General features: G+C 55.4%; 20 protein-coding genes and 1 other RNA gene. 13 read left to right on the forward strand and 8 right to left on the reverse strand.

Features of this window, described 5'->3' with window-relative positions; translation table 11 throughout:
- Positions 1-2 precede the first annotated feature (2 nt).
- The 9 genes from EDF73_RS25425 to EDF73_RS25465 all read left to right on the forward strand — a co-directional run bounded on the left by EDF73_RS25425 (position 3) and on the right by EDF73_RS25465 (position 7,980).
- Positions 3-1,166, forward strand: a complete 1,164-nt coding sequence (locus tag EDF73_RS25425) for a phage tail protein (protein WP_132731732.1) — start codon at positions 3-5, stop codon at positions 1,164-1,166.
- 149 nt (positions 1,167-1,315) lie between these two features.
- Positions 1,316-2,488 carry a phage tail sheath protein gene (locus EDF73_RS25430; protein WP_132731733.1) on the forward strand — a complete coding sequence of 391 codons (1,173 nt, stop codon included), beginning with the start codon at positions 1,316-1,318 and terminating at the stop codon, positions 2,486-2,488.
- A gap of 9 nt (positions 2,489-2,497) precedes the next feature.
- Positions 2,498-3,013 carry a phage major tail tube protein gene (locus EDF73_RS25435; protein ID WP_004150986.1) on the forward strand — a complete coding sequence of 172 codons (516 nt, stop codon included), beginning with the start codon at positions 2,498-2,500 and terminating at the stop codon, positions 3,011-3,013.
- A 52-nt stretch (positions 3,014-3,065) separates the two neighbouring features.
- Positions 3,066-3,365: a phage tail assembly protein gene (locus EDF73_RS25440; protein WP_032736256.1), complete on the forward strand. Its 300-nt coding sequence runs from the start codon at positions 3,066-3,068 to the stop codon at positions 3,363-3,365.
- Positions 3,366-3,379: 14 nt separating this feature from the next.
- Positions 3,380-3,499 carry a GpE family phage tail protein gene (locus EDF73_RS25445; RefSeq protein WP_002896220.1) on the forward strand — a complete coding sequence of 40 codons (120 nt, stop codon included), beginning with the start codon at positions 3,380-3,382 and terminating at the stop codon, positions 3,497-3,499.
- On the forward strand, positions 3,492-6,122 hold the full coding sequence (locus tag EDF73_RS25450) for a phage tail tape measure protein (RefSeq protein ID WP_132731734.1): 2,631 nt from the start codon (positions 3,492-3,494) through the stop codon (positions 6,120-6,122). Before EDF73_RS25445 ends, EDF73_RS25450 begins: the two co-directional genes overlap by 8 nt.
- The gene (locus EDF73_RS25455; RefSeq protein WP_132731735.1) at positions 6,119-6,604 is read left to right on the forward strand and encodes a phage tail protein; all 486 of its coding nucleotides are present in this window, start codon (positions 6,119-6,121) and stop codon (positions 6,602-6,604) included. The genes EDF73_RS25450 and EDF73_RS25455 overlap by 4 nt, the downstream gene beginning before the upstream one ends.
- A complete protein-coding gene (locus tag EDF73_RS25460) occupies positions 6,601-7,695 on the forward strand; it encodes a phage late control D family protein (protein ID WP_132731736.1) in 1,095 nt (364 codons plus the stop codon). Before EDF73_RS25455 ends, EDF73_RS25460 begins: the two co-directional genes overlap by 4 nt.
- A 66-nt stretch (positions 7,696-7,761) precedes the next feature.
- Positions 7,762-7,980 (forward strand): ogr/Delta-like zinc finger family protein, encoded by a 219-nt coding sequence (locus tag EDF73_RS25465; RefSeq protein ID WP_132731737.1) that lies wholly within the window; start codon positions 7,762-7,764, stop codon positions 7,978-7,980.
- A gap of 27 nt (positions 7,981-8,007) precedes the next feature.
- Here the strand turns inward: EDF73_RS25465 and EDF73_RS25470 are convergent, their stop codons facing one another.
- From EDF73_RS25470 to smpB, 3 genes are all read right to left on the reverse strand, one after another.
- On the reverse strand, positions 8,008-8,385 hold the full coding sequence (locus EDF73_RS25470; protein WP_132731738.1) for a hypothetical protein: 378 nt from the start codon (positions 8,383-8,385) through the stop codon (positions 8,008-8,010).
- Between the two features lie 95 nt (positions 8,386-8,480).
- Positions 8,481-8,844: a transfer-messenger RNA gene (gene ssrA / locus EDF73_RS25475) on the reverse strand.
- A gap of 147 nt (positions 8,845-8,991) precedes the next feature.
- The gene (gene smpB / locus EDF73_RS25480) at positions 8,992-9,474 is read right to left on the reverse strand and encodes an SsrA-binding protein SmpB (protein ID WP_132731739.1); all 483 of its coding nucleotides are present in this window, start codon (positions 9,472-9,474) and stop codon (positions 8,992-8,994) included.
- A 151-nt stretch (positions 9,475-9,625) separates the two neighbouring features.
- Between smpB and EDF73_RS25485 the strand changes: the two genes are divergently transcribed.
- Together EDF73_RS25485 and EDF73_RS25490 are read left to right on the forward strand one after the other, a co-directional pair.
- Positions 9,626-10,063, forward strand: a complete 438-nt coding sequence (locus EDF73_RS25485; protein ID WP_207896688.1) for a type II toxin-antitoxin system RatA family toxin — start codon at positions 9,626-9,628, stop codon at positions 10,061-10,063.
- Complete coding sequence (locus EDF73_RS25490) at positions 10,053-10,343, forward strand: RnfH family protein (protein ID WP_132731741.1); 291 nt, start codon at positions 10,053-10,055, stop codon at positions 10,341-10,343. Before EDF73_RS25485 ends, EDF73_RS25490 begins: the two co-directional genes overlap by 11 nt.
- Positions 10,344-10,411: 68 nt before the next feature.
- Here EDF73_RS25490 and bamE read toward each other — a convergent pair whose 3' ends face one another.
- The 3 genes from bamE to nadK form a co-directional block, all read right to left on the reverse strand.
- Complete coding sequence (gene bamE / locus EDF73_RS25495; protein WP_132731742.1) at positions 10,412-10,753, reverse strand: outer membrane protein assembly factor BamE; 342 nt, start codon at positions 10,751-10,753, stop codon at positions 10,412-10,414.
- 147 nt (positions 10,754-10,900) lie between these two features.
- Positions 10,901-12,562 carry a DNA repair protein RecN gene (gene recN, locus EDF73_RS25500; protein WP_132731743.1) on the reverse strand — a complete coding sequence of 554 codons (1,662 nt, stop codon included), beginning with the start codon at positions 12,560-12,562 and terminating at the stop codon, positions 10,901-10,903.
- 86 nt (positions 12,563-12,648) lie between these two features.
- Positions 12,649-13,527: an NAD(+) kinase gene (nadK, locus tag EDF73_RS25505; protein ID WP_132731744.1), complete on the reverse strand. Its 879-nt coding sequence runs from the start codon at positions 13,525-13,527 to the stop codon at positions 12,649-12,651.
- Positions 13,528-13,651: 124 nt separating this feature from the next.
- Here nadK and grpE point away from each other — a divergent pair, with 124 nt between their 5' ends.
- On the forward strand, positions 13,652-14,242 hold the full coding sequence (gene grpE, locus EDF73_RS25510) for a nucleotide exchange factor GrpE (protein WP_165905793.1): 591 nt from the start codon (positions 13,652-13,654) through the stop codon (positions 14,240-14,242).
- A 121-nt stretch (positions 14,243-14,363) separates the two neighbouring features.
- On the opposite strand, the gene EDF73_RS25515 is transcribed toward grpE, so the two are convergent.
- Both EDF73_RS25515 and EDF73_RS25520 read right to left on the reverse strand, forming a co-directional pair.
- Positions 14,364-15,650, reverse strand: a complete 1,287-nt coding sequence (locus EDF73_RS25515) for an HlyC/CorC family transporter (RefSeq protein ID WP_132731746.1) — start codon at positions 15,648-15,650, stop codon at positions 14,364-14,366.
- A 109-nt stretch (positions 15,651-15,759) separates the two neighbouring features.
- Positions 15,760-16,551 carry an inner membrane protein YpjD gene (locus EDF73_RS25520; protein ID WP_132731747.1) on the reverse strand — a complete coding sequence of 264 codons (792 nt, stop codon included), beginning with the start codon at positions 16,549-16,551 and terminating at the stop codon, positions 15,760-15,762.
- Positions 16,552-16,718: 167 nt separating this feature from the next.
- Between EDF73_RS25520 and ffh the strand changes: the two genes are divergently transcribed.
- Entirely contained in the window at positions 16,719-18,083 is a 1,365-nt protein-coding gene (gene ffh / locus EDF73_RS25525) for a signal recognition particle protein (protein WP_123756912.1), read from the forward strand.
- The last annotated feature ends 158 nt before the right edge of the window (positions 18,084-18,241 follow it).

The raw sequence follows: 18,241 nt of genomic DNA on the forward strand, positions 1-18,241 counted from the left end.
GCGTGGAAAATAAAAAATTCATCTCAATAATCACTGCCGCCGGGCTGGAAAAGTTCGCGGCGGCGGCGCTGTCCGGGGAGCCTGCCGGAATTTCTGTGATGGCGGTAGGGGATGGCGGAGGCGTCCTGCCTGCCCCCTCTCCTGAGCAGACCGCGCTCATCAGTGAGACATATCGTGCTCCCCTGAATCGCCTGGATATCAGCGACGATGCAGCCAACGTGATAGAGGCGGAAATGATTATACCGCCGCAGGCCGGTGGTTTTACGATGCGCGAGGCCGCGCTGTTTGATGATGAGGGCGTGTGCCTGGCCGTCGCCAGTATGCCGGAAACCTATAAACCGGTACTGAGCCAGGGGGCCGGGCGGTTCAGTGTCATCAGAATGCAGCTGGCCGTTGCCAGCACCGCCGATATACAGCTGATTAATGACCCCGGCGTGACACTGGCGACCATCGAAAATGTGATTAATGCCGGTAATGCGGCGAAAGACTATGCCGATGATGCGCTGAGCGACCATGAGCTGTCACGCAATCACCCGGACGCCACGACAGAACTGAAAGGATTTACGCGTCTCAGCAATGCCACCGATAGCGATAAGCAAGACCGCGCCGCCACGCCGCTGGCGGTAAAAGCCGCGATAACGCAGGCTATCCGTGCGGCCTGGGAGCTGGATAACCCGGTCGGGACAACGAGGTTTTTTAATCAGAACCTGAACCCCAATGAAAACTGGCCGTGGTCGCAGTGGGTTTATACCGGCGAAAATAAAACGATCCGCGTCGGCAAGGCTGACGGCTCGAACGTCGGTACGACAGGCGGCAGTGATACCGTCACGCTCCAGCGTACCAACCTGCCGAAAGTGCAGATCAGCGTTTCAGGGAAGACCAGCGAGCAGGAGGAGCAAAGGCTACAGACTGAAGACGGCGGCGAACATGATCATGATGGTGTCCCCAGCAGAGAGGACCCGTGGGAGATTGGCGGCGATATCAGCCAGCTTTTTAACCCGGCGCATACGGGTAAAACGGATAAGGCGCAGGCCCATAAACACGCGGTTGTGATACCGCCGCATCGCCACGACATCACCGGTAAAACTGACAATCTCGGTGATGGCCAGTCAATCAGCGTGGTCGAGGCTCACACTCTGCTGATGTGCTGGAGCCGCGTTGCCTGAATCGCCTGGTAAACCACTGACCAAATCAGCCCCTGAATGGGGCTTTTTTTCTGCCTGCGGTTGTATCAACCACGGTACAACGGGCATCAACGGCTTGCGGTGAATGATTTCCCTACCATGGGTGAACCCCTAAACAGGAGATTCATTCCATGGCGCAAGACTACCACCACGGCGTGCGCGTTGTAGAAGTTAACGACGGCACCCGCTCTATCACGACGGTGAGCACGGCGATCGTGGGCATGGTGTGCACCGGCGATGATGCCGATGCCTCCGTGTTCCCGCTCAATAAGCCGGTATTGCTTACCGATGTACTGACCGCCAGCGGCAAAGCGGGCGAGTCCGGCACGCTGGCCCGCTCACTGGACGCGATCGCAGACCAGGCAAAACCTGTCACCGTAGTGGTGCGCGTTGCCCAGGGCGAAACCGAAGCGGAAACCACCGCAAACATCATCGGCGGCGTGACCGCCGACGGCAAGAAAACCGGCATGAAGGCGCTGCTTTCGGCGCAGTCGCAGCTGGGCGTGAAGCCGCGCATTCTCGGCGTGCCGGGGCATGATACGCAGGCCGTATCCACTGAGCTGCTGAGCGTGGCGCAGAGCCTGCGGGCCTTTGCGTATATGTCAGCTTACGGCTGTAAAACCGTGGCAGAGGCGATCACCTACCGTGACAACTTCAGCCAGCGTGAAGGGATGGTGATTTGGCCTGACTTCATCAACTTTGACACGGTACTGCAGGCGGATGCGACAGCCTACGCCACCGCCCGTGCCCTTGGCCTGCGCGCCAAAATCGACGAGCAAACCGGCTGGCACAAAACCCTGTCTAACGTGGGCGTGAATGGCGTAACCGGCTTGTCTGCGGATGTGTTCTGGGATCTGCAGGACCCGGCAACCGATGCCGGACTGCTGAACCAGAATGACGTCACCACCTTGATCCGCAAGGATGGTTTCCGCTTCTGGGGTTCCCGCTGCCTGAGCGATGACCCGCTGTTCCAGTTTGAGAACTACACCCGCACCGCACAAGTGCTGGCTGACACTATGGCAGAAGGCCATATGTGGGCGGTGGACATGCCGCTTAACCCGTCGCTGGCCCGCGACATTATCGAAGGTATCCGCGCCAAAATGCGCAGCCTGGTGAATCAGGGCTACCTCATCGGCGGTGATTGCTGGATTGATGACAGCGTTAACGACAAAGACACCCTGAAGGCCGGGAAGCTCTGGATCGACTACGACTACACGCCAGTGCCGCCACTGGAAAACCTGATGCTGCGCCAGCGCATCACTGACCGTTACCTGGTGGATTTCACCACCCGCGTAAGCGCATAAGGGGGACCCATGGCCTTACCACGTAAGCTAAAACACCTGAACATCTTCAACGCCGGTAACAGCTGGATGGGCATTGCTGAATCCGTCACCCTGCCGAAATTTTCCCGCAAGCTTGAGAACTATCGCGGCGGCGGTATGCCCGGTTCAGTCGGTATCGATCTGGGGCTGGATGATGGCGCACTGGATACGGAAATGACCATCGGCGGTACTGAGGCGCTGCTGTTTAAACAGATGGGTAAAGCCACGGTTGACGGGGTGCAGATGCGCTTCACCGGCTCTATCCAGCGCGATGACACCGGCGAGGTGCAGGCCGTTGAGCTGGTTGTACGCGGACGCCACAAAGAGGTGGATTCAGGCGAGTGGAAAACCGGCGAGAGTAATACAACAAAAGTCAGCAGCGTTAACAGCTATGCGAAGCTGACGATTAACGGCGAAGTGCTCTATGAGGTCGATGTGATCAACATGATTGAAATTGTTGATGGCGTTGACCTGATGGAAGAGCACCGCAACGCCATCGGCCTTTAATGCAGCACTGGCGCGGACCACCTCGCCAGCCTCCCCATAACAGGAAAAGAGCATGAGTGAGAAAACAGAAGCAACGGTGAAGCTGGATAGTCCGATCACGCGCGGTGATACCACGATTACGGAAATTGTGCTGCGCAAGCCGCAATCAGGCGCACTGCGCGGTACACGACTGCAGGCGGTGATGGAGATGGACGTGGCCTCAATGATGACCGTGATCCCCCGTATCTCCACGCCGACGCTGACCCCGCAGGAAATGGCGGACCTCGACCCGGCAGACCTTGCCGCAATGTCGATCGAGGTGGTCCTTTTTTTGTTGCCGAAGTCGGCGTTTGCCGATTTGCCGACAGCCTGACGGTTGATGACCTGGTGGCGGATATCGCCACGATCTTTCACTGGCCGCCGTCCGTCACTGACGTTATGCCGCTCACGGAAGTGCTGGAGTGGCGGCACAGAGCGATAATGCGAAGCGGGGCCAGCGATGAGTGATAAAAACCTGCGTCTGCAGGTGGTTCTGAATGCGGTTGATAAACTCACCCGCCCGTTAAAAGTTGCGCAGGCTGGCTCTAAGGAGCTGGCCTCCGCCGTCCGGCAGACCCGCGAACAGCTTAAACGGCTGAACGATGCGGGGGGCCAGTTAAAATCCTTCGATCAGCTGTCACAGAGCCTGAGCCGGACCAGTAACGAACTGGACCAGGCGCGGCTGCGTGCGCAGATGATGACCCGCGAAATGTCAGCCCTTGAATCCCCCACGAAAAAGCAGACGGCGGCGCTTGAAACGCAATGGCGGGCCGTGTCACGTCTGGAGCAAAAGCAGGGGCAGGAAACGCGGCAGATGGCGGCAGCCAGGGCGGAGCTGTACCGCCTCGGCATCTCTGCGGGATGCGGTGCCCGTGAAACGGCACGCATTACCCGCGAAACGGATCGCTATAACAAGCAGCTGGCAGAGCAGGAGCGACGCCTGCGGGACGTGGGCGAGCGCCAGCGCAAGCTGAATGCGGTCAGGGCCAAAGCGGATAAGATGCGCGACGTGCGTAACAGCCTGGCAGGGAACGGGGCAGGCATGATGGCGGCAGGGGTGACAACGGGCGCAACGCTGCTGGCACCCATTCGCGCCTACTCGGAATCAGAGAACGCTGCTAACCAGCTGGCAGGCTCCATGATGGGGCCGGGCGGAAAGGTTGCGCCGGAGTTTGTGAAGCTAAACAAGCTGGCGATCGCCCTGGGCGATAAGTTACCGGGCACCACTGCAGACTTTCAGAACATGATGACCATGTTGCGCCGTCAGGGTATGTCTGCGCAGGTCATCCTGGGCGGTCTGGGTGAGTCGGCGGCTTACCTCGGCGTGCAGCTGCAGATGGCACCGACGGATGCCGCAGAGTTTGCTGCGAAACTGCAGGACGCCACGCAGACCACCGAAAAAGACATGATGAGTCTGATGGACGTGATCCAGCGGGGTTATTACGCGGGCGTTGACCCGGGGAACATGCTGCAGGGTTTTTCAAAAATCAGCAGTGCGATGGACATTATCAAGCAGCAAGGCCTGGATGCAGCAAAAACATTCGCGCCGCTGCTTGTTATGGCCGATCAGGCATCAATGGCGGGGGAATCTGCGGGAAACGCATATCGCAAGATTTTTCAGGCAACGCTGAACAATAAAAAGATTGATAAGGCAAATGATGCGCTTGCCGGGACAGGGATAAAGCTAAGTTTTCAGAACAACAAAGGCCAGTTTGCGGGGCTGGAAAACCTGTATAAGCAACTGGATAAGCTGAATAAAATCACCGACGATGGAAAAAAGCAGGCTGTCAAAATAGCCCTTTTTGGTGATGACGCGGAAACCCTCCAGGCACTGAACATCATGATCACAAAAGGGATTGCGGGCTATCGTGAAACCGCCGCCAAACTGGAGAATCAGGCGACACTGCGCGAGCGTGTAGAGGCGTCACTTAATACTCTGGGGAATAAATGGGAAGCCGCTGGCGGCTCGTTTACTAATGCCATGGCCAGCATCGGTGAAACCGTCGCGCCGGTACTGAAAAATATTGCGGACTGGCTGGGTGATCTGGCGTCAGCGTTAGATGGTTTTGTTAAGCGCCACCCGCAATTGACGGCGGCACTGTTTAAGATTGCGGCTGTATTTGCCGTGGTAGCTACCATTGCGGGCGTGTTGTCGCTGGCGCTGGCTTCTATTCTGGGGCCAATGGCGATAGTACGGGGGAGTGCTGGGGTTCTGGGAATTAAGTTTGCCTCCGCTTTTGGTCTGATTAAGCAAGTCATCGGCGGTGCAGGCCAGGCGATCCTGTGGCTGGGTAGATTGATGATGGCTAACCCCATACTGGCGATAATTGGCCTGATTGCGATGGGGGCCATTTACATCTGGCAGAACTGGGAAACGCTGGGGCCGAAGTTTAAAGCGCTGTGGGATGCCATCTCATCAGGCGTGTCAGGGGCATGGGCTGTGATTAAGCAGACCATCAGCAATAAATGGGATGAAATTCTGAATGATGTTGCCACGCTGCCCGCGAAGTTTAAAGAAGTGGGCGGGGCAATCATTGACGGCATCCTGAGCGGTATCAATGAGAAATGGGAGACGCTCAAGAGCAAGCTGGCATCGGTGAAAAGCTACCTGCCGGACTGGATGACAGGCGGAGACAAATCGCCAGGCGCACCCCAGCAAAAAGGCGCAGGCGGATTTTTCGCGGGGATGTATGACAGCGGCGGCTATATTCCACGCGGGCAGGTGGGCATCGCTGGCGAGAATGGCCCGGAACTGATTAACGGCCCGGCCTATGTGACCAGCCGCCGGAGGACGGCAGCGCTGGCGTCCGTTGTCGCCGGAATGATGGGGGGGGCTATGCCTGCAGAGGCCGCGCCGCTTCATCCAATGAGCCTGCCGGCAGCCTCCTATCGCCCGGCAGCAGAGAAACAGGCAGGCACGCGGCCGGTATTCCAGTTTGAAACCCAGGCACAAATTATTATCCAGGCGCAACCAGGGCAGAGTCCGCAGGATATTGCGCGGGAGGTTGCGCGACAGCTCGATGAGCGAGAACGCCGCATAAGGGCTAAGGCCCGCAGCAATTTCAGCGATCAAGGGGGGTACGATTCATGATGATGGTCCTGGGCGTGTTTGTGTTTCAGCTGCGCACGGTTCCCTATCAGCAACTGCAGTATCAGCGGAACTGGCGGCATGTGACCAACAACCGCGTTAATCGCCGTCCGACAACGCAATTTTTGGGGCCAGATAACGATCAGCTGACGCTCTCCGGCGTCCTCATGCCGGAAGTGACCGGCGGCAGGTTGTCGCTGCTGGCGCTGGAGCTGATGGCGGAGCAGGGCAAGGCCTGGCCGCTGATCGAGGGCGGCGGGACAATCTACGGTATGTACGTGATTGAAAACCTGAGCCAGACAAAAACAGAGTTTTTCGCCAGCGGTGAAGCGAGAAAAATAGAGTTTTCGCTGGGGCTTAAGCGTGTTGATGAGTCGCTGTCCGAAATGTTCGGCAGCCTGAGTGACCAGCTTAGCAGCCTGCAGGACTCCGCAGTTGCAGCGGTAGGGAATATCAGAACTACGGTAGGAGGGTTACTGCAGTGAGCGAGATGACTGATTTACTCAACCTCAGCAAGACTCCGGCCTTTCGCATCGTGATTGAAGGTAAGGATGCCACGCAGACGCTGGATAAGCGCCTGCTGGGTATGACGCTGACCGACAACCGCGGATTTGAAGCCGACCAGCTCGATCTGGAGCTGGACGACGCCGACGGCCTGGTGATTATGCCGCGTCGCGGCGCGGTGATTTCTCTGGCTCTGGGGTGGAAAGGAGAGCCGCTGTTTTCAAAAGGAAAATTTACCGTTGATGAGATCGAGCATAGCGGCAGCCCGGACAGGCTGACAATTCGTGCCCGTAGTGCCGATTTCAGGGAGACGCTGAATGTCAGGCGTGAAAAGTCATGGCACAAAACGACGGTTGGCGAGGTCGTGAAAGAAATTGCCACGCGGCACAGCCTGAAGGTTGCCATCGGCAAAGATGTTGCGGCGCAGGCACTGGACCACCTTGATCAGACCAACGAAAGCGATGCGAGTTTTTTGATGAAGCTGGCGCGGCAGTACGGTGCGATTGCCTCGGTGAAGGACAGTAATCTGCTGTTTATCCGGCAGGGGCAGGGAAAAACGGCAAGTGGTAAAGCGCTGCCGGTCATCACTATTACCCGTAAGGACGGTGACAGCCACCGGTTCAGCCTGGCTGACAGGGGAGCGTATACCGGGGTGATTGCTCACTGGTTGCAGACACGGGAACCGGCAAAGAAAGAAACGGCTAAGGTGAAGCGCCGCCGGAGGACGACAAAACTCAAAGAGCCGGAAGCAAAGCAGGGGGATTACCTGATCGGGACGGATGAGAACGTGCTGGTTCTGAACCGAACCTATGCGAACCGCAGTAATGCAGAGCGGGCTGCAAAAATGAACTGGGAGCGGCTGCAGCGCGGTGTGGCGTCATTTTCTCTTCAGCTGGCAGAAGGCCGCGCGGATCTCTATACGGAAATGCCCGTTAAGGTCAGCGGCTTTAAACAACCCATTGATGATGCGGAATGGACCATCACAACGTTAACGCATACGGTCAACCCGGACAGCGGATTTACGACCAGCATCGAACTGGAAGTGAAAATTGATGATCTCAATATTGAATAATTGGTTCTCAATATTGATGTTGTGTATTATTAACGCGACTTCAGAGGCATCGGCGGAGAAACGGACATGATGAATTGCCCAAAATGCGGACATGCGGCGCATACACGGAGTAGCTTTCGGGTAACGGACCAGACAAAAGAGCGTTATTGTCAGTGCCAGAATATCAATTGCGGAACAACCTTTATCACTCATGAAACAGTAGTGCGTTACATCATGACGCCTGGTGTTATTGAGAATGCCCCACCGCATCCTACACCTGCTGGGCAGGGGCATATGAATTTTTGAACCATAGACCTACATCCCAAAGAGGGTTTATGGAATAGGTTTGATAAAACTTTGCCTGTAAGCCCGCGCATCATCAAATTGCATTGTTCCGGCTTTTTTGCATTCAACACCGCCAGCATCTATCTCAAAACCCTGATCAAGTGAGACGTTAAGCAGTCTTATCTTCTTGATTGTTTCGGGTTTCCACTTGTGCGTGGATAGGTCAGTGCAAATACCATCAAACATTGCATCAGCTGCATCAATGTGCAACTTCTGTTTGCTGTATTTGATCGAGAGTACTCCGCTTTCCAGGCTATGCGTTCTTGTGTCAAATACAGCAATTAAATTTTCTATCGAGCCCGGGATCTTGTCGGCGAAAGCGTTACATGAAGTCAGAAGTAACAGCATCAAAAGAGATTTTTTCATATCAGTAGTCCTTTGCATGGATAAATGTCTGCCGCCATTTTGCCGCCACTGTCAAAAAAAAAGGGCTACGTCTTCACGTAACCCCTTGTTTTGTTTGGTGGAGCTGGCGGGAGTTGAACCCGCGTCCGAAATTTCTACATCCTCGGTACTACATGCTTAGTCTGGTCTTTACATTCGCTTGCCAGCTGCGGACAGACACGCCACTAACAAACTAGCCTGATTAGTTTTAACGCTTCAACCCCAGGCAGGATATCCACGCGATCTCTTTTGGGTTTGACCTCTCTTGATCCCCGTCCTAAGAGCGGAGGCTAGGGAGAGAGGGCTCTCAGCAGGTTATTAAGCTGCTAAAGCGTAGTTTTCGTCGTTTGCGACTATTTTTTTGCGGCTTTTTACGAGGCCAACCGCCCCTCGGCATGCACCTTGGGTTTCGCAAATCCCGTCGAATCCAGAATCAGCCCCAATGTGTTACGGCAAGTATAACAGATTTGTGAATGTAGTTACCAGCACTCGTTAGAGCGATTATCATCGCGATGGATTGGGTGAAAAATCAGCATCAACAACAATATAGCGCTTAAGGGCCAGCTGAACTGGCCCTCGGGGAGAGGATCAACGGCCGGCGTGTTTCATTATGCGCGCTTTATCCAGCGCCCACTCGCGATCTTTGAGATCGGTACGCTTATCGTGCTGTTTCTTCCCTTTGGCGACGCCGATTTTCACTTTGCACCAGGCGTTCTTCCAGTACAGCGACAGAGCGACGACGGTATAACCTTCACGATTGATGCGGCCGTACAGATCGTCGAGTTCACGCTGATTAAGCAGCAGCTTACGGGTACGCGTCGGGTCGCAGACGTAGTGGGTGGAGGCCACCGCCATCGGCGTAAAGTTCGCTCCGAAGAGATAGGCCTCGCCATCTTTCAGGATGACGTAGCTATCGCTGATGTTGGCTTTGCCAGCACGCAGAGATTTGACTTCCCACCCTTGCAGGGCAAGACCAGCCTCGTATTCATCTTCGATAAAGTATTCATGGCGGGCGCGTTTATTCAGCGCAATGGTGGCTGATCCAGGTTTGTGGGCTTTTTTCTTGGTCATAATGTCCTGAAGTCATTGCTAAACGGGAACACAGTACCTCAATCATCCTGCGAGGTGTAATGCGCTATCTTAGCACGAGTTGCGGCACAGCGTTTTTTTTAGCGCCAGATAAATGATATTATTTGCGCCGTGTTTAAATGTGGAACTTGCTATGCCTCAGATTAGCCGTACTGCGCTGGTGCCCTTCAGTGTGGAACAGATGTATCAACTCGTAAATGACGTGAAGTCCTATCCTGATTTTTTGCCTGGCTGCACCGGGAGCCGCGTGCTGGAATCTGGGCCGACGCAAATGATGGCGGCGGTTGATGTGTCTAAAGCAGGCATCAGCAAGACGTTCACGACACGTAATACGCTTACCAGTAACCAGAGCATTTTGATGAGCCTGGTCGACGGTCCGTTCAAAAAGCTGATTGGCGGCTGGAAATTTATCCCGCTAAGCCCGGATGCCTGCAAAATTGAGTTTCACCTCGATTTTGAATTCACCAACATGCTGATTGAAATGGCATTTGGCCGCATCTTTAAAGAGCTGGCGGCCAATATGGTGCAGGCCTTCACCGCCAGGGCCAAAGAGGTTTACCGTGTCGGCTAAAATCGTCGTTGAAGTGGCCTATGCGTTGCCCAGTAAACAGTATCTGCAAAGCGTGAAGCTGGACGAAGGGGCCACGGTCGAACAGGCGATTATCGCCAGCGGCCTGCTGGCGCTGCGCGACGATATCGATCTGGCGAAAAATAAGCTCGGGATATACAGCCGCCCGGCGAAGCTGCACGACGTGGTGCATGATGGCGACCGAGTGGAGATCTACCGCCCGCTGATTGCAGACCCGAAAGAACTGCGCCGCCAGCGGGCGGAGAAAAGCGCCGGGAAGTAGCCCCGTCGGCTATAAAAAAAGCGCTCATTGAGCGCTTTTTGTGTTTCTACAGCAGGGATTTTTCTGCATTACTCTTTGGTCAGAGCCGGTTTGTTATCAATGTTGGTTAACACACCGCTGCTGTCAAAGGTGAGCGTAAGCGTCTGCTGGGTGACTTTTTCATGCCCAGGCTGCTGACGGAAAACGTAGAACCAGGTGTTAGTGCCAAACGGATCCGACATCATCGGGGTACCCAGTGCATAAGCAACCTGCTGTTGCGTCATGCCAACACGAATTTTTGCTACATCGTTGGGTGCCAGATAGTTACCCTGGTTGATATCAGGACGGTAAACCACTCGTTCCAGAGTGGAACAGCCTGCGGTCAACATGAGAAGAACCGCTGCGGCAGCAGTCAGCGTTTTACAGCGCATAGTGATTTTATTCCTTTTCGGGCCCGAGCAGTACGTGGCTCATCTGTAATATGCCGATAATAATAGACCTTTGCCCAGTTGGAAACCTTCGACTGCAGGTCTTGCGGCAATTTGCTGTTCACTATGACTCTGCGAAAATCAAAAAGTTTACGCGGCGAGCAACTCTTTCGCGTTTGCCAGCGTATTGCGCGTGACTTCACTACCGCCCAGCAGGCGGGCCAGTTCCTGCAGCCGTGCGCGTTTATCTAATGGGTACATATGCGTTTCCGTCATCTCGCCGTCGGTCTCTTTGCAGACATAGAAATGATGGTGACCACAGCCGGCGACCTGCGGCAGGTGGGTGACGCACATCACCTGGGTCGATTCACCCAACTGGCGCAGCAGTTTACCGACCACTGCCGCCGTCGGGCCGCTGATACCGACATCCACTTCATCGAAAATCAATGCCGGCGTTTCCATCTTCCGTGCCGTAATGACCTGAATGGCTAACGCGATACGCGACAGTTCACCGCCAGAGGCAACTTTAGCAATAGGCTGCAGCGGTTGGCCTGGGTTGGTGGTGACGCGAAACTCGATGCGGTCGGCCCCTTCCGCGGTGAGATGACGTTCGTCAAAGACGACGTCGATGGCGAACACCCCATGCGGCATGGAAAGTGAGTGCATACTTTCAGTAATCAACTGAGTCAGCTCTTCAGCGCTGCTTTGGCGCAGAGCATGCAGCTGCCGGGCCGTCTCCAGCGCCAGCTGATGATGCTCCACCACCGTCTGGCTGAGTGACTCCAGCGAGCTGGCGCTATCGTCCAGCAGACGCTGTTCTTCCAGCAGCCCCTGATAGAAGGCCGGTAGCTCTTCCGGCGTTATCTGATGCTTGCGCGCCAGGGCAATCTGGCGAGAGAGGCGCTGTTCCAGCTCGAACAGACGATTGGGGTCGAGATCCAGACGGTCATTATAGTGGCGCAGCTCATCGCTGGCTTCGCTGAGCTGAATGGCGGCCTCTTCGAGCATATCCAGTACGCCGGAAAGTTTGCCGTCCATACCGACGAGTTCGGTCACCAGCTGCCGGGCGGTGTAGAGCTGGCTCTGCAGGTTAGTTTCTTCACCATCGGCCAGCACCGTCAGCGCATGCTGGCAGGTGGTCAGCAGCTGGCCGCTGTTGGCCAGGCGCTTGTACTCTTCGTCGATTTGTTCGAACTCACCCTGCTGCGGGCTAAACTCGTTCAGCTCTTTCAACTGATATTGCAGCAGGTCGGCGCGGGCGGCGCGTTCCTGGCTCTGCTGCTGGTGCTGCGCCAGTTCGCGGCAGCTTTGATGCCACTGGCGATAGTGTTCTGCCATACGTTGAGTAAGCGCATACTCACCGGTATAACCATCGAGCAGCGTTTTTTGATGTTCGGGGCGGGTCAGCAGCTGGTGCGCATGCTGACCATGAATCTGAATCAGCAGCTGGCCGAGCTCGCGAAGCTGAGAGAGCGGGACGGCGGTGCCGTTAATAAAGCCACGGGAGCGTCCGTCCGTGCTGATGACGCGGCGAAGTAAACACTCACATCCGCTTTCAAGCTGGTTCTCCTCCAGCCAGCGCTGCGCCGCCGGGGTATCTTTCAGTGCGAAACGGGCGCACAGGTCCGCGCGGCTGGCGCCTCTTCGCACCATATCTGCTTCGGCTCTGCCACCAAGGCATAGCCCCAGCGCATCGATGGCAATAGATTTCCCCGCCCCGGTTTCCCCGGTGATGGCGGTCATGCCGCTGTGAAAATCGATTTCCAGTTCACGAACGATAGCAAAGTTACTGATGGTGAGTTGCGCCAGCATAGCTGCCTTCCTGTATGAAAAACCATTACTGTGTTTTCGTACAGTATAGACTGGTTTTTTATCCAGTAAAGAGGCGGCCTGTAAAATCAGAACAATTTTTTCGACCAGCCCAGCTTCGTACTCAATGTATTGAAATAGCTGTAATCTTTTGGATGAATCAGGTTCAGATGATAATCGCAGCGGTGGATCAGCACATCTTCGCCATCCTGAATCGGCAGGGCTATCTGGCTGTCGCAGCTGATCTCCAGATCGCTGCAGCGCTGGGAGAAACGCAGGCGAATGGTGCTGTCGCCGTTAATCACCAGCGGACGAGCCGACAGGGTATGCGGGAACATCGGCACCAGAGTGATGGCGTCTAATGACGGCGTCAGGATCGGGCCGCCGGCGGATAAGGAGTAGGCGGTGGAGCCCGTCGGCGTCGAGATGATCAGGCCGTCGGAGCGCTGCGAGAAGGCGAAGACCTCATCGATATACACTTCAAACTCAATCATATGCGCGACTTTTCCCGGGTGCAGAACTACCTCGTTAATTGCCGTGCTGATACGTTTCTGGCAATCCTGCTGGCACACCTGGGCTTCCAGTAAAAAACGCTTCTCAGCAATATAATGGCCTTCGAGCACATCGGCGAGCTGTTGCAGCGCATTATCCGGGTCGAGGTCGGTCAGAAAACCGAGGTTGCCGCGGTTAATGCCGATGACTTTAATATCGTAGCGCGCCAGGGTTCGCGCCGCGCCAAGCATATTGCCATCACCGCCAACGACCACCGCCAGATCCGCCTGTTGGCCAATTTCAGCCAGCGTTCCCGTTCTGACGTTGCTAAGCTGAAGTTCATGGGCGATTTGTTGTTCGACCAGGACCTCGTAGCCTTGACTGCATAACCAGCGCCAGAGCATTTCATGTGTGGTCAGCGCGGTTGGGTGACGAGGGTGTCCCACAATGCCTATACACTTGAAATGGTTCTTCATGTTCTGGATGTCCTTGCGTTAAATGAATGATGACAATCTGTCTGCTTCCCTTGAAACCCGGAAACGGATCCCCATAATAAGCGAAGTTAGCGAGATGAATGCGAAAAAAAACGCGGAGAAATTCATGAGTAGTAAAGAACAGAAAACGCCTGACGGGCAAGGCCCGGAAGAAATTATCACGGAACAGCACGAGAGCGTTGAGGCGGTCGAGCCTGAAGTTTCTGCTGAGCAGGTGGATCCGCGCGATGAAAAAATTGCGAATCTGGAAGCGCAGCTGGTAGAAGCTCAGACTCGTGAACGCGATGGTGTCCTGCGCATTAAAGCGGAAATGGAAAACCTGCGTCGTCGTACCGAGCTGGACGTGGAAAAAGCGCACAAATTTGCCCTGGAAAAGTTCATTAACGAACTGCTGCCGGTGATCGATAGCCTGGACCGTGCTCTGGAAGTGGCTGATAAAGCCAACCCGGATATGGCTTCCATGGTTGAAGGTATTGAGCTGACGCTGAAGTCGATGCTGGATGTCGTGCGTAAATTTGGCGTCGAAGTGATCGCTGATACCAACGTGCCGCTGGATCCTAACGTGCACCAGGCCATCGCCATGGTCGAGTCTGACGAGGTGGCGGCGGGCAACGTGCTGGGCGTGATGCAAAAAGGCTATACCCTGAACGGTCGTACTATTCGTGCAGCGATGGTGACCGTGGCGAAAGCGAAGTAACTCGCTTTAAAACGGCCGCCCGTGGGTGGCCGTTTTTCTCTTCTTCTTCCGCCAGTTTTATCCTGCGGGCAAAAAAAACGGCGAACCTGACGTCCACCGTTTCCGCGAGCGGCCAGGCCGATTACTCGGCGGCGCTTTCACGAATGGGCTTCACCGGCATCACCTTCACCTGCTTAATCATATTGTCCTGAACGTCGAGAATATCGATATCGTATTGCTCGATGCGCACGCGCGTGCCGGGGGCCGGGATCTCTTCCAGCGCTTCCAGAATAATACCGTTGATCGTCCGGGCTTCGTCTTCCGGCAGGTGCCAGTTAAAGGCCTTGTTGATTTCGCGCACGTTGGCGCTCCCGTCGATAATCACCGTACCGTCGTTTAACGGGGTCACTTCTTCGGCCAGGGTTGGCGACATGGAGGTGGTGAAGTCGCCGACGATCTCTTCGAGAATATCCTCTACCGTCACCAGGCCCTGAATATCCCCGTACTCATCGACCACCAGACCCACTTTCTTCTTATTGCGCTGGAACTTCACCAGTTGGGTACTGAGCGGCGTTCCCTCCGGCACGAAGTAAATCTCGTCGGCGGCCCGCAGCATCACCTCTTTGGTAAACTCCTTTTTCTCCGTCATCAGGCGGTAGGCTTCGCGTACGCGCAGCATACTGATGGCGTCGTCAAGCGACCCGCGATACAACACGATACGCCCGTGCGGCGAGTGCGTCAGCTGGCGAACGATGGATTTCCAGTCATCGTTGATATCAATACCGATAATTTCATTTCGCGGAACCATAATATCGTCAACGCTGACCTTTTCGAGGTCCAGCACCGACAGCAGCATGTCCTGATTACGACGGGAGATTTGCGTGCGCGATTCGTTAACGATGGTACGCAGCTCATCTTTGCTCAACGCGCCGCTGATGATGATGTCGGTCTTGATTCCCATCAGCCGCATCAGGATACGGGTGATGGTGTTCAACAACCAGACCAGCGGCATCATCAGCACCTGCAGCGGGGCCAGCAGGAGGCTGCTAGGATAGGCGACCTTTTCCGGATACAGCGCCGCGATGGTTTTGGGCAAGACTTCAGCGAACACCAGCACCACGAAGGTCAGTACGCCGGTGGCAATCGCCACGCCGGCGTCACCGTACAGCCGCATGCCGACAATCGTGCCCAGCGCGGAGGCGAGGATATTGACGAGGTTGTTACCGATCAGCACCAGGCTGATTAAGCGGTCAGGCTTGCGCAGCAGCTTTTCTACCCGTTTTGCCTGGCGGTTGCCCTGTTTCGCCATATGACGCAGACGATAGCGGTTTAGCGTCATCATGCCGGTCTCAGAACCGGAGAAGTAGGCAGAGATGATCACCATGATGATCAGTGTCACGATCAGCGTGGTGGTAGATATGTGTTCCAGGGGGTACTCCTTAGTGCCTCTCCCGGTAGGCTATTTTGTTTGTCAGCCTGGCTCATGACCAGACCGCCGGCAAACCATGACGCCTACCGGGATAGGCTGTTAGTCTGGGTTAACGAATAAACTGCTGGAGTACGCGGCTGCCAAAGTAGGCCAGCGTCAACAGTCCTGCGCCGGTGACGTTAAACCAGACTACCCGGCGACCGCGCCAGCCTTCATGGTAATGGCCCCATAACAGAACGATATAGACGAACCACGCCACGATCGACAGCACGGCTTTATCAATATTTTCCGCACTGAACAGGTTGTGCATATAGAACAGTCCGGTGCACAGCGTCAGCGTCAGCAGCACGACGCCAACCTGGGTGATATGAAACATTTTACGTTCAATGCTCATCAGCGGCGGCATTTCGTGGCTGAAAGCCAGCTTTTTGTTCTTCAACTGATAATCAATCCAGGCCAGCTGTAGCGCATACAGGGCGGCAATAATCAGCGTCGCGTAAGAGAACAGCGACAGGCCGATATGCACCAGCATGCCCGGCGTGGTCTCCAGATGGGTGATGTACTCGTTCGGCACAAAGGTGGCGAAGGCCAGGTTTATCAACGCAAACGCGTAGACGATGGGCAGCAGCAGCCAGCCGCGATTGCGCGACGCGACGATGGTCATCACCGTACAGATCATCAAACTGACCAGCGAACCGACGTTTAATAAACTGAGATTCTGCCCGCTCTCGCCGCCGGGGAAAATACGTGACTCCAGCGCAAAAGCATGACAAATCAACGCAATAGTTGCGGAAAGAATGGCCATTCGTCGCCAGCTGCTGTTCTTCTGCAGCAGGCCGGGGATGATCAGCGCAAGGCTGATGGAGTAGGCAACAAGAGCGAGTAGAGCAAAAACAGGCATATGGGTGTCGACTGTTGACTAAATAAGAAAGAGAAGCAGTATAGCGTTACGCGACGTCTGCTCCAACCGTTGCATCACATCGCGCTTCATGTCGTGTTATACTGCGCCAAATCCGTGTTTTTCGTGTCGCTGCGGCGACCGACAGTTTCCACCTCAGGCGAGAGACAATGTTTGATAATTTAACCGATCGTTTGTCGCGTTCGCTGCGCAACATTAGCGGCCGCGGACGCCTTACCGAAGACAATATTAAAGACACCCTGCGCGAAGTGCGCATGGCGCTGCTGGAGGCGGACGTCGCTCTGCCTGTAGTGCGTGACTTCATCAGCCGCGTCAAAGAGAGCGCGGTGGGGCATGAAGTTAACAAAAGCCTGACCCCGGGTCAGGAGTTCGTCAAAATCGTTCGCAACGAGCTGGTTGCGGCGATGGGCGAAGAGAACCAGGCGCTGGATTTAGCCGCTCAGCCGCCGGCCGTGGTGCTGATGGCGGGCCTGCAGGGCGCAGGTAAAACCACCAGCGTTGCCAAGCTGGGTAAATTCCTGCGTGAGAAGCACAAAAAGAAAGTGCTGGTTGTCTCCGCGGACGTGTATCGCCCGGCGGCGATCAAACAGCTGGAGACCCTGGCTGAGCAGGTTAGCGTTGATTTCTTCCCGTCCGATGTAGGGCAGAAGCCTGTCGATATCGTCAACGCGGCGCTGAAAGAAGCGAAGCTGAAATTCTACGACGTGCTGCTGGTGGATACCGCCGGTCGTCTGCACGTCGATGAAGCGATGATGGACGAAATCAAACAGGTCCACGCTTCTCTTAACCCGGTAGAAACGCTGTTCGTCGTCGATGCGATGACCGGCCAGGATGCCGCGAATACGGCGAAGGCCTTTAATGAAGCGCTGCCGCTGACCGGCGTGGTGCTGACTAAAGTGGACGGCGACGCCCGCGGCGGTGCGGCGCTGTCGATTCGTCATATCACCGGTAAGCCGATTAAGTTCCTCGGCGTCGGCGAAAAAACCGAAGCGCTGGAGCCGTTCCATCCGGATCGTATCGCTTCCCGTATTCTTGGCATGGGCGACGTGCTGTCGCTGATCGAAGATATCGAGAGCAAGGTTGACCGCGCGCAGGCTGAGAAACTGGCCTCCAAGCTGAAGAAAGGCGATGGCTTTGACCTGACCGACTTCCTCGAGCAGCTGCGGCAGATGAAGAACATGGGCGGCATGGCCAGCCTGATGGGCAAACTGCCGGGTATGGGGCAGATCCCGGATAACGTTAAATCGCAGATGGACGACAAAGTGCTGGTGCGGATGGAAGCGATCATCAACTCGATGACCCTGAAAGAGCGCGCGAAGCCGGAAATTATTAAAGGCTCACGTAAGCGTCGTATCGCCGCCGGCTGCGGGATGCAGGTGCAGGATGTGAACCGTCTGCTCAAGCAGTTTGACGATATGCAGCGCATGATGAAGAAGATGAAGTCGAAAGGCGGCATGATGAAGATGATGCGCGGGATGAAAGGGATGATGCCGCCGGGATTCCCCGGCCGCTAATACGCGTCATAATTCAAGCCGCAGATGCGTTGGTTACATGCGCTCACCCCGGTCGCGTACTTGTGTACGCTCTCGGGGATTTGCTCATTTGCCGCCTTCCTGCAATGCGAATTATTTAGCGTATTGTAGTTTTGAATTGATTTTTGCACAGAAATCAG

Source organism: Klebsiella sp. BIGb0138 (genome assembly GCF_004342285.1).
GTDB lineage: Bacteria > Pseudomonadota > Gammaproteobacteria > Enterobacterales > Enterobacteriaceae > Klebsiella.